The sequence below is a fragment of the Allorhizocola rhizosphaerae genome, assembly GCF_003426775.1.
GTDB lineage: Bacteria > Actinomycetota > Actinomycetes > Mycobacteriales > Micromonosporaceae > Allorhizocola > Allorhizocola rhizosphaerae.
Map to the genome: position 1 here is coordinate 21728 of NZ_QJUG01000069.1, position 15119 is coordinate 36846.

Sequence of the window (15119 nt, forward strand, 5' to 3'; positions counted from 1 at the left end):
CGCTGCCGGTGTGCGCACAAAATCGTGGTGGGGCTGGGGCTGGGCCGACCAGGCGCTTGACCAGGCCGGCAGCGACCAGCTCGCGCGCCGGGTCAGCGCGTTCCTCCCGCTCGATGGGCAGGTGGCGCCGGTGCCCGACGTCGAACGCCTGCGCAGGCCGCGTGTGGCGCAGCCGCCGATCGAGGCGCGCTGCGACAATCTCGCCCGCGTCTCGCACTCCTACGGCAAAGCCTATCGCGACGTGATTCGCAATCTGCGCAACGATTTTCCGAATCCGCCGGACTGGATAGCGTACCCCCGAAATGAAAATGAAATCGAGGAGACGCTGGACTGGGCCGCCCATGTGGGAGCGGCAATCATCCCCTATGGCGGCGGCACATCCGTGGTCGGCGGGGTGGAATTCCGGGATCCCGACAGGCCTTTCGTCACGCTCGATCTCGGCCGCATGCGTGCCGTCGTCGAGCTCGACGCGGCTTGCCTTGCGGTGCGGGCGCAGGCGGGCATCGACGGCCCGGCGCTTGAAGCGGCGCTTCGCGAAAAGGACTTGACGCTGCGGCATTATCCGCAGAGCTTCGAGTTCTCCACATTGGGCGGTTGGCTAGCCACCCGGGCGGGCGGGCATTTCGCGACCGGGCGCACGCGCATCGACGATTTCGTGGAGTCACTGCGCATTGTCACGCCGGTCGGGATCAGCGAATCGTTGCGCGTGCCGGCCAGCGGCGCCGGCCCGTCGCCCGACCGATTCTGGCTCGGTTCAGAGGGAGCGTTGGGAATAATCACCGAGGCGTGGATGAGAGTCCAGAAAAGACCTGCATTCCGGTCCCGGGCAACGATTTCCTTTGCGGAGTACCAAGCCGGCGTAGCCGCCTCCAAAGACCTCGCCCAGTCGGGTCTGATGCCCGCCAATTGCCGCCTGCTCGACCCGCTCGAGTCGCTCATCGCCGCCGACTCCGATTCCCCCATGGCCGCATTGCTTCTGGCGTTCGAGTCGGCCGACCACCCGGTCGAGTCCGCATTGGACCGCGCGATCGAGCTGTGCCGTGCCCACGGCGGCCAGGTCGCCCCGCGGGAGACCAGCTGGCGCGGCAACTTCCTGCGCGCGCCATATCTGCGTGACGCGCTCGCCCGACTCGGCGTGGTCGTCGAGACGTTCGAAACCGCTTGCACCTGGGGCAGTTTCGAGCAGCTGCACGCGGCCGTGCTCGACGCCGTCTCTCCGGCCATCGCCACGTGCCGCTTCACCCACGTCTACCCGGACGGTCCGGCGCCGTACTTCACGGTCTACGCGCCCGGCCGGCGCGGCGCCGAGCTGGAGATCTGGGACGAGCTCAAGGCGCGGGTGAGCGAGGCGGTGGTGGCCAACGGCGGCACCATCACCCATCACCACGCGATCGGCCGTGACCACAACCCTTGGTACCAAAGGCAAAGGCCTGAACCGTTCGGCACCGTCCTGCGTGCCGCCAAGCGATCGCTTGATCCGCAACGCTTGCTCAATCCCGGTGTGCTCGGCCTCTAATCCGGTCGCGGCACCCCCAAGGCATCGACTACCGTCTCGCCGATGAGCGTCACGCAGTGGCCGGATCAGGTCCATGAGAGCGCCTCGCGCAGCTTGTCGTAGGTGGGCGCGAGCTCACGCAGTGCGGCCGCCGCAGTGGGGAAGTCTCTGGTCACCATCGGGTACTGCAACGAGCCCACGAGCCGGGCCTGACTCGCGGCGATCTCGGCCGCATCGCGCAAGCCCGCCAGCCGCAGGCAATCCGCGGTGTCGCTCAGCCTGCGCGCACCGACCCGGATCGCGAAGTAGATCATGTGCTCCCGCAGGCCGGCCCCGGCCCCGGCCTCGACCATCTGCGCGACGCGCTCGGCGGCCTCGGCGTTGCCCAGGCTGCCGGGCGGCATCTGCACATCCGTGCGCATGGACAAGCGGTCGATCGCGTTGGGGATGATGGACCGGATCGCATCGGCCGGCGCCACATCGGCGAGCTTCGCGAAGTCGGTGCGCATCGTGTACGGGTCGCCGTAATCGACGGTCTCCGCACGCCAGGCGGTCATGAAGACGTCGACCGGGACCTCGGCGTACGGATATCCGTGCGGGTCGTGCATGAGCACGCGCCGGTCGTCGACGTCGAGCACCACCACGAAGTGATCTGCGCCGATGGGACCGGTCATCTCGGGTTGGTGATGCAGGTGGCCCATCTCGACCGGCCCCACCCAGACCGGGCCTTTGCGTGCCGCCGCCGCGAGCCGGGCGAGCGCTTCGCTCGCGTCACCACCCTTGGTCACGGTCGACGTCCAGCCGAGCGCACTGAGCGCCTGGTCGAACCCCAGCTCGGGATTCCACCCGTACGCGTCGAAGAACATCGTTGTCCCGCCGATGAGCTGCATGCCGAACGGGCCGCCCGTGGCCACCTCGATGACCGCAGTGGAGGGAGCTGAGCCGCCTGGCCCGGGGCCGTCCCGCCTCGGTCCCGCCGGGTCTGCGGCCCCGCCGGCAGCCTCACCCATCAGCATGGCGAACGAGTTGGCGTAGCAGTACGGACCGCTGCCGACATAGGCAAGGTGGCGCATGGGTAACCCCTTCAAACGATCGGATAGGCGACGTCGAACAGCGCGCCCGTTCCCGGATAGATTTCGTACGGATGCCCGGTGCACATCACGCCGGGCCGCGCATCGGTCCAGGCCTCCAGCGCGTCATAGACCCGCAGGATCAGCGGGATGTCCTCGTGGTCCGGCGGCGCGGGCAGATATGCCTCGGTGTGCGCGGGCACGAGCCGGATGTGCAGGTCGTCGACCGGCTCAACGGTCCCGGTGTAGCAGACCGCCACCTCGACCAGCGCCTCGCTGTCCGGCGTCACCAGGTCGTGGAAGAACGCCAGCTTGGTGCCATCGCCGGGCAGCCCGCAGGCACGCAGATGCGCCCGGATATCCCGCTCGGCCGTGCGAAGGTGATCCTCAAGGCCTCCGCTGTCGACGCGACGGCTGCGGCACAGCACCTTCGTCTCCGGCACCTCCCGCAAAGCGACGGCCGCCATGAGTTCCGCGTCAATCGAACCGTCCGTGGCCTCGACCATCGCCGCATGCTCGTCGAGTTGCTCGCGCTGGCTGCGCAGCCACCCGCGCAACTCCAGCGCCCGCGCGTCCGGCGTCATGTCGGCGAGATAACCGATCCGCGCCAGTGGCAGCCCGAGCCCGCGCAGCCGTGCGATCAGGCGAGCGCGCGGCAGCTGGTCGGCGGCGTAGTAGCGATATCCGGTCGCCGGGTCCACCCGCGCGGGGACGAGCAGGCCCTGCTCGGCGTAGAGGCGCAGCGCCTTGGGCGAAAGCCGCGCGGCCGCCCCGAACTCCCCCGCCAGCAGGTATTTCGTCTCACGCACGCCGCCAGTCTGCGGCGTGCCCCTGGGGCGAGGTCAAGCCACCCCTTCCCGTTTCATGAACTTACGTCCATGTTTGACGGCGTGTCGGCGCATCAGCTTCATGATCGACCTCCGGCGGGGGCGGCGGGGATCCGATCGATTCCAGTGCGGACAGTTGGGCGCGCAGCGCCTCGATCCGGGCACGTGTCTGCTCCACGTCGGCCAGGTGTAGCAGCTCGATGGTCTCATACAGTTCGGGCAGGTCCAGCGGCTTGACCGCCTGCAGCACCCGTGTGCTGGGCAGCGGCATGTGATTGGCGGTCCATTCGCCGTCGCGATAGCGCAGCGTCACGACGACGGGCCTTTGCTCCAGCCCGGTGACCCCGAGCGGCAGATGCCGCTGTGCCAGCCCGCCCAGCGACTGGACCCAGACCGGCAATGGTTTGGCCGTCGTATTCATTTGACGCCATACTCGGTACCCGATAACCGGTGAAAGGGTCGCGCAGAAGTAGAGCAGTCCGGCCAGCAGCATGGCCCCGGTGAGCCCGGCACCCTCCACAAACCATGCGCCGACCATGCCACCCAGCGGGATCCCGCCGAACACGAACGCCCCGGCGAGCCCAAACACCCTGGCCTGCAAGGGTTTTGGCACCCGCTCGTACAGCAGCGCACCATAAGCCGGGTTGATCGTCGACATGGCCACCCCGGCCACGAACGTCACCGCGAGGATCACGGCCAGGTTGTCGGTCAGGCCCAGCACGAAAAACCGCGGCGCCCCACCGATCAGGTAACCTGCCACAAAGGTCGGGTACCGCGGGAGCTTGGTGATCAGCCCGATCAGCGCGAGGTTGCCCAGGATGCCGCCGAGGGCGAGCGTGCCGCCGATCCAACCCAGCGCGACCGGCGACTGGTACTCCGCCATCACCCACAGCGGGACCAGCACGACGCCGCTGGCCTGGTTGAACAGGTTGGTCACGAACATCATCCGCACGATGCTGGTCAGCAGCCGATCCTTGCGCAGAAACTCGTAACCGCTCTTGAGTGCCTGGCCATAGGGCTCGCGCTCCTTGCCCTCCGGTTGCGTGGTGTCCGTCTTGATCCGCACCAGCAGCATGACGATGATCGCGCAGATGAAGTGCGAGGCGGCGTCGAGCCAGATCGCTCCGGTCGGGCCGATCCACGCGATGACGAGGCCACCGAGACCCGCGCCGAGCGTGGTGTTGATCCGCTGCAGCCCCGCATAGATCGCGACGACCCGAGGCATGGGCGTGCCCGCCGCCTCCGCCACCGGTTGCAGGAGGACCCGCTTGGCCCTGTCTCCAACCCCTTGGACGGTACCGATCAGGGCCACGCACCCGAGCAGGATGAGAAAGTCGATCTGGGCAAACATGGCGATCCCGGCGATGAGCACGCCGCTCAGCACGTCCTGCAAAATCGACACGCGCCGCATGCCGAACCGGTCGACCAGCGGGGTGCCGAAGATCCCCGACAGCACATAGGGCAGCGTCTGGCACAGCCCGACCAGGCCCATCTTGGTCGGGCTGCCCGTGGTGACGAGCACCAACCACGGGATCGCGAGAAACGACATCTTCGAGCCGACCGATGAGATCCCCTCAGCCGCCAATAGGGAGATCAGCCCAGTCCGCCGCCGCATGCCCCCACTGTCCACTAGGGAGGGCGCCCGTGCCATCGGTCGGATGCACATCGCGCCCGATGCTGCCCGCGTCGCTCTACCAGCCGCCGTCCGCTGGAGGACCCGCGGCGCAGCCCCACGAAGCGTTCGCGGCCACTCGCGGACCGCCGCGGTTGCGCACGAACATCGCGCCGATGAACCGAGCTGGGTGAACCGATAGATTGGCGCCATGACACCCATGGTTGCTTTAACCCTCGCAGCGTCCATGACAGTGGGCATCACTCCCTCCGCCGAAAGCTTCGATCCAATGTGGACGGCGACCGCCGACACCGGGGTGACGGCGCGGCTGCGCGGCCTGAGCCCGGTCAGCGACAAGGTCGCCTGGGCGAGCGGCAGCGCGGGCGCGGTCCTGCGCACCACCGACGGCGGCCGCAGCTGGCAGCTGGTCGGGCCGCCCGAGACGGCAGATCTGCAGTTTCGCGACATCGAGGCGTTCGACGCCGACAGCGCCGTGATCCTGGCGATCGGGCCGGGCGAGTCCTCGCGCGTGTACCGGACCGACGACGGCGGCGCCTCGTGGACCGAGACCTTCCGCAACACCGATGAGAACGCCTTCTACGACTGCATGGCGTTCTTCGACCACCGGCGCGGGATCGCCCTGTCCGACCCGGTGGGCGGCAAGTTCCGCATTCTGTCCACTTCGGATGGTGGGCGGTCGTGGAGCGTCAACCCCAACGATGGCATGCCCGCGGCGCTTGAGGGTGAGTTCGCGTTCGCCGCGAGCGGCACCTGTTTGGTGACAGCCGGATTCGGTCGCGACGCGTGGTTTGCCACCGGCGGCGGCGCGGAGGCACGCGTGTTCCACAGCCGCGACCGCGGGCGCACGTGGCGCGTCACCGACTCGCCGATCCCGAGCGGGCCGAGCGCGGGCATCTACTCGCTCGCCTTCGCCACGCCATGGCACGGGCTGGCCGTCGGCGGCGACTTCGCCGTGCCCGAGTCCGCGCCCGACGGCGCCGCCTACAGCCGGGATGGCGGCAAGACCTGGACCGTCTCCTCCACCATCCCGGGCGAATACCGCTCCGGTGTCGCCTTCATCCCATCCGGCATCCACCGCGCGATCGCGGTCGGGCCGACCGGCAGTGATCACACCCGCGACGGCGGCCGCACGTGGACCCGCTTCGACACGTCCAGCCTCGACAGCGTCCAATGTGTACACCGGACGTGCTGGGGCTCGGGCGCGAACGGCCGCGTCGTCAAGATGACGCTCTAGGCGAGCGGGACCGGCACGCCCCAAACGGCCCCGGCTGGAGCGACGCCGGTCCCGACACCGCGCGCAACGCGGCACGCACGCCGGGGCGCACCGCAAATCTATGTAAAAGAATATGGTTGCACCTGGATGCGGCCCGTGCTCCGGGCGCTGAATAGCGCTATGACCGGATTCAGGATCAGCCGGCGGTGCGCTTTGGCGGCCGGTGCGGGGGCCGCGATACTGGCCACGTCTTGGCGCAGCGGCTCAGCGAGTGCGGCGGCAGCGCCCGCGGTGCTCGACGTCTTTGATTATCAGGGGGTACGCCTGCTGCCCTCGCGCTGGCGGGCGCAGCAGGACGCGGTGCTGGACTACTACCTGGCCGTGCCGACGGACAGCTACCTACGCGGATTCCGGGTGCGTGCGGGCCGGCCCGCGCCAGGCGCCGAGCTGGGCGGCTGGTACTCCGCCGATTTCTTCAACCCGTTCGGCCAGATCGTGTCGGGCCTGGCCCGGTTTTACGCGGCCACCGGGCGGCAGGACGCCAAGGACAAGGTGCACGCGCTGGCGGCCGGGTTCCGCGAGTGCATCGCGCCCGACCTGTTCTTCTTCTACAGCGACCGGCCCAACGCCACGCACTACGGATACGACAAGATGCTGTGCGGCATGCTCGACGCCTGGCTGTATTGCGGTGACACCAACGCGCGGGATGCGCTGACGCCGATCACGTTCTGGGCGGCGGCCAACCTCTCCCAGGACACGCGCTACAACAGCGGCCCCGCCGAGTGGTACACGCTCAGCGAGAACCTGTATCGCGCCTATCTGGCCACCGGCAACACGGGCTACCGCGACTTCGCGCGGATCTGGGAATACCGCGGCTTCTGGGACCACTTCCATCCGGCGCCGGGCGAGGACTGGTTCGCCGATCCCACCAACGGCGAGCAGGTCTGGTGGTACCACGCCTACAGCCACGTCAACAGCCTGAGCGGGCTGGGCGCCGGGTTCCTGGCCAACGGGGACGAGTACTACCGTGCCGCCCTCGGCGTCGCCTACGACACCATCCGCGGCGCGCAGTCGTTCGCAACCGGGGGCTACGGCCCCTACGAGATGATGCTCAAAGACCGCTCGACGCTGGCGGGGCTGTTGCGAACCGCCTACAGCCGCAACCACTTCGAGACGCAGTGCGGTTCGTGGGCGGTTTTCAAGGCCTGCAAGTACCTGTTGCGCCTTACCGGCGACGCGAGGTTCGGCGACTGGGCCGAGCAGATGCTCTACAACGGCGTCGGGGCGAGCATGCAGAGCCTGCCCGACGGGCGGGTGCAGTACTACTCCGACTACAACAGCCGGGGCGGGGTGAAGGTGGCCACCAGCCCATGGTCGTGCTGCTCGGGCACGCGGCCGCAGGCGGTGGCCGACTACACCGACATGGTGTTCCTGCGCGCGCCGGGTGAGCTGTATGTCAACCTGTTCCTGCCGTCCACAGTGGACTGGGCTGCGGCCGGAGTGCGTGCGCGGCTGGAGACGACGTTCCCGGAGTCGGACGTGATGCGCCTGACGATCGAGCGGGCGCCGGCGACCGCGCTCGCGGTGAAGCTGCGTGCCCCGGGCTGGCTGGCCGCCGCGCCGACGGCGCGTGTCAACGGGGCCGGCGTGCCGATCGCTGCCGACGCGCGGCATTGGCTGACGGTGAGCCGGGTGTGGCGGGTCAATGACGTGCTGGAGGTGACGCTGCCCACGGGTGCGCGGCCGCGACTGGTCCGGTTTGACCCGGCGACGCCGTATCCCGTGGCGCTCGCGCAGGGCCCGGTGACCCTCGCCTACGGCGCCACAATCAATCCGGCGCGCACCACGCCACCGCAGTCCATTGTGGACAGCCTGCAAAGGATTCCGGGCACGCTCGACTACCGGATCGGCGCGACCGGGGCGGCCGTGGTGCGCCCGTACTACGCGTACCAGCCGGGCGAGCGCTACTTCCTGTATCTCGACCCGGCGGCCGGGCCGGGCGTGGCCTACACCGGCACGTGGGGCGACAACTGGATCTGGGGCTACACGCGGTCCGACGCGGCCGGCGGGGCGGCCGAGGCCGAGTTCGAGGGCACGGGCATCCGCTGGGAGTGGCGGCAGTTCAACGACGCAGGCGTGGCAAGGGTCGAGATCGATGGGCGCTTTATCGGGACGGTGGACCAGTTCAACCCGGCCGAGGACCCGTGGCGCGTCGGAATCGCGGCCGGCGCTCAGTTCACGGGGCTGAGCGCCGGCCGGCACCGGATCAAGATCACCGGCGCCAACATCAGCCTGCACGACATCCAGAGCCTCGGTCCCGAGGCAGCGGGCCAGGTCGGCTACTCCGGTCCGTGGAACCTGAACATGCACCTGGCCTACACCAACTCCACCGGCTCGGCGGCCGAGATCGAGCTGCAGGGCAGCGGCATCCGCTGGAAGTGGCAGCGGTTCGACGACGCGGGCATCGCCCGGGTGGAGATCGACGGCCGGGTGGTCGGAACGGTCGACCAGTACGGCCCGCAGCGGGGTGTGCCCGCGCAGTCCGACTTCACCGGCCTGGGCGCGGGCAGGCACCGCATCCGTGTTGTCTGCACCGGCACGAAGCAGGCGGCGTCAGCCAACACATATCTCAATGTGCAAGCATTCGAACCACTGTAGGTGATTGTCTTGTCGCGCAAGCTTTTCTCGTTAACGCTCGTGCTCGTGCTCGCCGGATGTCACGGCGACACCGATGCGGCGCAAGACGTCACATCGACGTCGGCCACGCTGACGGCGTGGGGCGTGCCGGAAACCTCTTCAACCGACTTCTTTTCGAGTACGGGACGAGCCCGCAGTTTGTCCGGCAGACCCCGGTGCGTCACGCCGACGGGCTCACGCCGGGCCGGAAACAATTTCAACCCGCTGTGGAAGACGTACACGACAGGCGACTATCAGCAGGGCGACGTCAAAATCGTGCGGGTCGACGGGCGATACTACGCGTCGGGCAGCGGCTGCACACTGCGCGTCTCGCCGGATCTGCGCAACTGGGATTACGTGGCCACGCACGATGACGGCACGGGCCACCAGGTGCCGACCGAGGTGTGCGGGAGCGCGCGTGGCATGCATCCGCCCAACGGCAAGCTGGAACCGGTGTCCGGCGATCAGAACGTGAACTACTGGGGCACCGAGGTGACCCGGGTGGGCGCGACGTGGGTGCTGGTGACGAGCTTCATGCGGCCGTGGGATCTGCCCGGCAGGCACGCCGGATACAGCCGCGGCGCGATCTATGTGGCGACGGCGTGCAACCCGGCCGGGCCGTACACGTGGGCTTCCGACGCGGCCGTGCGCGATCCAGACTCCACGCTCATCGATCCTTCGGTGTTTGCGGATCCCAACACCGGCCGGATCTGGCTCACGTATGTGCAGCATCGCGACTATCCCACGTGGACACTGCACAACGAGCTGCGGGCGATCGAGCTCGACCCGGCGAACCTTACCGTGCCACGGGCCGGCGCGGGCACGGCCCGGCCCACTGGGCGTGCCAGTCCCGTAAGCACATCCACACACGCTGATCATGGCCGGCAACCGATTCCCCGAGTCTCGCTGTAGCCGGCGTGCAACGGTTGTGCCCACGTCGAATTTGGACGGCGGCCGTCAGCCTTTGGGCACGTCGCGCAAAGGCAGATACGGGGTCTCGTCGTCCGGCAGGCCGGCGGCGATCGCGCGGGCACGGGCCAGCTCGGCGTCGAATTCCGCGCCGAGCAGCACGGCCACGTTGGTCAGCCAGATCCACACCAGGAAGACGATGACCCCGCCCAGCGTGCCGTAATTGCGGTCGAACGAGTCGAACCGCGACACATAGAACGCGAACCCGCCCGAGACCAGCAGCCACACCAGCGTGGCGAGCAGGCTGCCCGGCGTGATCCAGCGGAACCCGCCATGCCGCGCGTTGGGCGCGGCCCAGTACAGCACGGCCAGCAGCAACGCGAACACCACGACCAGCACCGGCCATTTCACGATGTCGATGAGCCGGACGCGATCGGCGTCGATCCCCACGGCGTGCCCGATCTGCACGGCCAGCCGCCCCGTGAACACGATCGCGAACGCCGACAGCGCCAGCACGAGCCCCGTCACGACCGTGATGAACAGGCGCACCGGGAGTGTCTTCCACAGCGGGCGCGCCTCCGGTACCTCAAAAATGGCATTGGCGGCCCGCATGAAAGCGCCAACATAGCCGGTCGCGGACCAGAAGGCGATGACCAGACCGACGATCGCGATGACGCCCGCCTCGCGCGGGTTGTCCTGCAGGTCGGCGACGCCGTTGGCGATGATCTGTTGGGTGGGGCCGAACGTCATGGTCCCGATGCCCTCGACGACCGACCGCGTGGCCGGCGGGCCGAGCAGCCCCACCCCCGCGACCAGCACCAGCAGCCCGGGGAAGACCGCCAGCACGGCATAGTAGGTCAGTGCCGCGGCCCGGTCGGTCAGGTCGTCGCCGAGCAGCTCATACAGCGTGCGCCCAAACGCGCGCAACCGGTCGCGGCGGCTCAGGTCCGACGGGCGCCGCGGCCCGCGCGCGAGCAGTTTGAGCAGCCGGTCGCGCTGGGCCTTGGGCGCTACCGACGCCATCGGCGCGGCCCACCGCGCACGGCCCCGGCGAACCCGCCCAGGTGCAGGGCGACAAACAGCAGGCCGGCCGTGGTGAGGGTGGCCGGGGTGATGACCGCGCCGATGCTCTCGTTGATCAGCTGCAGGATCAGTGCCAGTCCGAAAAGGACGGCGGCGATGGTGGCAAACATGCCGTGCGCATACCCCGATGTTGCCCGGGTTAAAACGCGCGAGCCTGCCCGGCGACGCGCACGCCCACGGGCGCGCCGACCTCGGGAAGCCCTGCGCCGCCGAGGATCCGGGCCGCGAGATCGGTGCCGTCGGGCAGGCGCAGCCCGATCACGGCGTCGTGCCCGTGGAAGTCGGTACGCACCACGACCGCGTCGGACCCGTCGACCACCGAAATCTGTTCCGGCCGCAGCAGCACGCGCTCCCCCGCACCGACCACTCTCACACCCGCGAGCAGGGCGTGGCCGGACGGCAGCCACACCGCCTCGCCCACGAATCCCGCCACCCACGGATCGCTGGGCGCGGCATACACGGACGTCGGCGGTCCCGTTTGGACGATCCGTCCCTCGCGCATCACCGCGACCTCATCGGCGATCGACAGCGCCTCGCCCTGATCGTGCGTCACGAGCAGGGCGGTCGCGCCGTCGGCCCGCAGCGCCGCCCGGATGTCCCGGCGCAGCGTGGGTCGCAACGCCGCGTCGAGCGCGCTGAACGGTTCGTCCAGCAGCACGACGGGTGGGCGCGGCGCGAGCGCACGGGCGACCGCGACCCGCTGCTGCTGCCCGCCCGACAACTGGTGTGGCATGCGCTCCCCCATGTCGGCCAGCCCCACAAGCGCGAGCACCTCATGCGCTCTCTTTAGAGAACCGCGCGGCAGGCCATACGCCACATTGTCCACAACCGACAGATGCGGGAACAGCGCGCCTTCCTGCGGCACGACCGCGATCCGGCGCCGCTGAGGCGGAAGTGAGGTCACGTCCCTCCCGCCGACGACGATCCGGCCGGAGTCCACTCTTTCGAACCCGGCGACGCAGCGCAGCAGCGTGGTCTTGCCGCACCCGGACGGACCGAGCACGGCAACCAGGTGTCCGATTTCGACCACCAGGTCCACCGACGACAGCGCGGTGACGCGGCCGAACCGCTTGGTCAGAGACGAGATTTCCAACTCAACCACCACGTCGGGAGGGCGGATACGAGGACGAGCACGAGCGCATACGGCGCGGCCGCGGCGAACTCGGCCGTGTCGGTGTGCGTCCACAGCTCGGTGGCGAGCGTATCGAACCCCGTGGGACGCAACAGCAGCGTGGCCGGAAGCTCCTTCATGCACGTGAGGAACACCAGCGCCGCGCCCGCGCCGATGCCGGGCGCGGCCAGCGGGACGGTCACCGACCGGAACACGAACAGGGGGCTGCGGCCGAGCGAGCGCGCCACCTCCTCCAGCACCGGCGGCGATTGTGCGGCCGCCGAACTGACCGCACCGACGGCCAGCGGAAGGAAAAGTGCGGCATATGCCAGTGCCAGCAACCAGATTGTTTGGTACAGCGGATAAGCCACGCGAATACCGAAGAAGACCAGAGACAGTCCAATCACGAGCCCCGGAAGCGCGTGCGACACATAGGCTATGCGATCCAGCACGGTCGCCAGCGGGCCGGGCGAGCGGGCGTTGAGCAATCCGACCGGGAGCGCGAGCAGGAGCGTGACCACGCCGCCGAGCGCCGCCGCCACAAACGACTGGCTCGCCGCCGTCACGACCTCCGCCACCGAGCCGGGCCGGGACACGCCCGCCACGAACCAGCGCGCGAGCGCGTAGGCCGGCACCCCTAACGCGACAGCAGAAACCAAAGCCAAGAACGGCACGGGAATCCAGCCCACCCGCACACGGGCATGCGTGCGCAACGACCCGCGCGCATAACGCGCCCCACGGGTCCGCGTCATGTGCTCGCCCACAAGCAAGGCCAGCGTCAACAACACGAGCACCGTAGCGAGCACGAGCGCACCCGTGCGGTCGAACCCGAGGTTAATCGAGGTAAAGATGGCACGCGTGAAAACATCAACGCGGACAATGGATACCGCACCGAAGTCCGACAGCACATAAAGCGCGACGAGCAGTCCGCCGGCCGCGATCGCGGGCCGGATCTGGCGCATCGTCACCGACAGGAACGGCCTGCGCCCGAGCGAGCGGGCGACCTCCTCCTGCGCCGGGTCGGCTCCGATGAGCGCAGCCGCGACCGGCAGATACACGTACGGATAGGAGCACGCGGTCAGCACCAGCGCCGCGTCCCAGAACCCTTCGAAGTCGTCCACTGTGGACACCCAGGCGAACGCCGCGACATAGCTCGGCACGGCCAGCGGGAGCGCCGCGAGCACGCCGAAGACCCGCCGGCCCGGCAGGTCCGTGCGCGTCACGAGGAACGCCGATGCCACTCCAATCACGACGCACGCCACCGTCACCACCGCGGCGAGCGCCACGCTGCGCCCGGCGAGCAACGCGGTCCGCTCGGTCAGGATCTCCCCGGTGATCCGGTCCCAGCCCGCCTCGCCGACCCGCACGCCGAGGTACACCAGCGGGATGAGCGCGACCGCGCTTGCCGCGACGGCCGCGCTCTTCAACGTGGCTATGCCAACCCCACTTCCTTGATCATGGCGACCGTGGCCTGCAGGGTGTCCAGGTCGTTCAGGTCGATCGCCGGCGCCTTGAGCGAGGCAAGCGCGGGCAGGCCCGCAGCCGTGGCCACGCCCGCCACGAGCGGGTATTCGTAGGTCTTCTCGGCGAAGTACTTCTGCCCATCCGCGCCGAGCAGGTAGTCGATGAACGCACGCGCGTCCGCGTCATTCGAAGCCTTCTTCATCAGCCCGAGCCCGGACACGTTGACCAGTGCGCCGGTGTCGCCGTTGGGGAAGAAGTGCAGCTTGGCCTTGAGCGCGTCGACGGTCTTGCCGTCGGCCTTGGCCCTCTCGTACACGTAATAGTGGTTGACCAGCCCCACGGACAGCTTGCCCGCCTCCACGTCCGCGACGATCTGCCCGTTGTTGGGCCGGATCTGGGCACCGTTGGCCTTGATGCCGTTGAGCCATCCCTTGGCCTCGTTGTCGCCGTGCTGCACGCGCAGCGCGGTGACGAACGCCTGGAACGACCCGTTGGTCGGGGCGATGCCGAGCTTGTCTTTCCACTCCGGGCCGGTGAGGTCGAACACGGAGCCCGGCAGTTCCGCCTGCTTGACCAGATCGGAGTTGTACACCAGCACGCGCGAGCGCCCGGTCACGCCCACCCATTCCCCGCTCTTGGACTTGTAGACGTCGGTCACCTTGCCCAGCACGTCGGCCGGGAGCTTGGTGAACAGGCCCTTCTTGGCGACAGCGCCCAGGGCGCCCGCGTCCTGCGCGAGGTAGACGTCGGCCGGGCTCTTGTCGCCCTCCTCAAGCAGCTGTGCCGCCATCGCGGCCGTGTCGCCGTAGCGCACCTCGACGGTGATCCCCGTGGCCTTGGTGAAGTTCTCCAGCAGCGGTTTGATGAGCGCCTCTGATCGTCCGCTGTAGACGGTCACCTTCTTGTCTGACACCGGCTCGGGCTGGTTTTGTGCGGGTGGCGCTTCCGCGCTACACGCGGTCAGCCCGACTGCCAGCAGGCTCGCAATGATCCAACGCATCGATTGTCTCTTTCTTTGGAAAGCCTGCGCTAAGTAAGGGCAGGCTAACCTTGCGCGTTGGAAGATGCAACTAGCCAGCCACGATCAGCTCGCCCACCGCGTCGGCGAGGGCGTCACGCGCCTTGTCGGGCAATGCCGGGTCGGAGACCACGAGGTGCGCGTCGGACAGCGCGGCGATGGTCGAAATCCCGACGATCTCCCATTTGGAGTGGTCCGCTAGTACAACCAGCCGCTCCGCCGCCGACACCAGCGCCCGGTCGGTCTCGGCCTCCATCAGATTGGGCGTGGTGAACCCGGCGCGCTCGCTCATGCCGTGTACCCCCAAAAAAAGCAAATCCAGATGGAAGGTACGGATCGCGGCCACGGCGACCGGGCCGACGAGCGCATCCGACGGCGTGCGCACGCCACCGGTCAGCACGACCGTCTGATCCGGACGTCCCGCTCCGAAGAAGACATCCGCAACGGGTACCGAATTGGTCACCACGGTCAGCTCCGGCACCGCCAGCAGGCGCCGGGCGAGCTCCGCGGTCGTCGTGCCGGCCGACAGCGCCACGGCCATCCCCGGGCGCACGAGCTCGGCCGCGCGCGCCGCGATCGCCGCCTTCTCCGCCCGGTGGCGCACCGACTTCGCGGCGAAC

General features: G+C 68.8%; 12 protein-coding genes and 1 pseudogene. 4 read left to right on the top strand and 9 right to left on the bottom strand.

What is annotated here, in order from left to right; all coding sequences use genetic code 11:
* The first annotated feature begins 10 nt into the window (after positions 1 to 10).
* Positions 11 to 1516 (top strand): FAD-binding oxidoreductase, encoded by a 1506-nt coding sequence (locus tag DM816_RS16980; protein WP_117211210.1) that lies wholly within the window; start codon positions 11 to 13, stop codon positions 1514 to 1516.
* A 65-nt stretch (positions 1517 to 1581) separates the two neighbouring features.
* Here DM816_RS16980 and DM816_RS16985 read toward each other — a convergent pair whose 3' ends face one another.
* From DM816_RS16985 to DM816_RS16995, 3 genes and pseudogenes are all read right to left on the bottom strand, one after another.
* The gene (locus tag DM816_RS16985) at positions 1582 to 2568 is read right to left on the bottom strand and encodes a hypothetical protein (RefSeq protein ID WP_117211211.1); all 987 of its coding nucleotides are present in this window, start codon (positions 2566 to 2568) and stop codon (positions 1582 to 1584) included.
* Between the two features lie 560 nt (positions 2569 to 3128).
* A pseudogene (locus DM816_RS45830) lies at positions 3129 to 3374 on the bottom strand (MerR family transcriptional regulator); the annotation flags it as partial.
* A 61-nt stretch (positions 3375 to 3435) separates the two neighbouring features.
* Positions 3436 to 5007 (bottom strand): MFS transporter, encoded by a 1572-nt coding sequence (locus DM816_RS16995; RefSeq protein ID WP_162907558.1) that lies wholly within the window; start codon positions 5005 to 5007, stop codon positions 3436 to 3438.
* A 208-nt stretch (positions 5008 to 5215) separates the two neighbouring features.
* On the opposite strand from DM816_RS16995, the gene DM816_RS17000 reads away from it, so the two are divergent.
* The 3 genes from DM816_RS17000 (at position 5216) to DM816_RS17010 (ending at position 9826) form a co-directional block, all read left to right on the top strand.
* Positions 5216 to 6259 carry a WD40/YVTN/BNR-like repeat-containing protein gene (locus tag DM816_RS17000; protein WP_117211222.1) on the top strand — a complete coding sequence of 348 codons (1044 nt, stop codon included), beginning with the start codon at positions 5216 to 5218 and terminating at the stop codon, positions 6257 to 6259.
* A 159-nt stretch (positions 6260 to 6418) separates the two neighbouring features.
* Positions 6419 to 8896: a beta-L-arabinofuranosidase domain-containing protein gene (locus tag DM816_RS17005; protein ID WP_162907559.1), complete on the top strand. Its 2478-nt coding sequence runs from the start codon at positions 6419 to 6421 to the stop codon at positions 8894 to 8896.
* A gap of 9 nt (positions 8897 to 8905) precedes the next feature.
* The gene (locus DM816_RS17010; RefSeq protein WP_162907560.1) at positions 8906 to 9826 is read left to right on the top strand and encodes a family 43 glycosylhydrolase; all 921 of its coding nucleotides are present in this window, start codon (positions 8906 to 8908) and stop codon (positions 9824 to 9826) included.
* A gap of 45 nt (positions 9827 to 9871) precedes the next feature.
* Here DM816_RS17010 and DM816_RS17015 read toward each other — a convergent pair whose 3' ends face one another.
* The 6 genes from DM816_RS17015 to DM816_RS17040 all read right to left on the bottom strand — a co-directional run.
* Positions 9872 to 10846 carry a YihY/virulence factor BrkB family protein gene (locus DM816_RS17015; protein ID WP_117211216.1) on the bottom strand — a complete coding sequence of 325 codons (975 nt, stop codon included), beginning with the start codon at positions 10844 to 10846 and terminating at the stop codon, positions 9872 to 9874.
* Positions 10834 to 11016 (bottom strand): hypothetical protein, encoded by a 183-nt coding sequence (locus tag DM816_RS17020; RefSeq protein ID WP_117211217.1) that lies wholly within the window; start codon positions 11014 to 11016, stop codon positions 10834 to 10836. Before DM816_RS17020 ends, DM816_RS17015 begins: the two co-directional genes overlap by 13 nt.
* A gap of 29 nt (positions 11017 to 11045) precedes the next feature.
* On the bottom strand, positions 11046 to 12008 hold the full coding sequence (locus tag DM816_RS17025) for an ABC transporter ATP-binding protein (protein WP_117211223.1): 963 nt from the start codon (positions 12006 to 12008) through the stop codon (positions 11046 to 11048).
* Positions 11981 to 13444, bottom strand: a complete 1464-nt coding sequence (locus DM816_RS17030; RefSeq protein ID WP_117211218.1) for an ABC transporter permease — start codon at positions 13442 to 13444, stop codon at positions 11981 to 11983. Before DM816_RS17030 ends, DM816_RS17025 begins: the two co-directional genes overlap by 28 nt.
* Before the next feature lie 5 nt (positions 13445 to 13449).
* Entirely contained in the window at positions 13450 to 14481 is a 1032-nt protein-coding gene (locus DM816_RS17035; RefSeq protein WP_117211219.1) for an iron ABC transporter substrate-binding protein, read from the bottom strand.
* 70 nt (positions 14482 to 14551) lie between these two features.
* Positions 14552 to 15119 (bottom strand): DeoR/GlpR family DNA-binding transcription regulator (locus tag DM816_RS17040; RefSeq protein ID WP_425455248.1); only part of this gene is annotated, 568 nt, incomplete at its 5' end.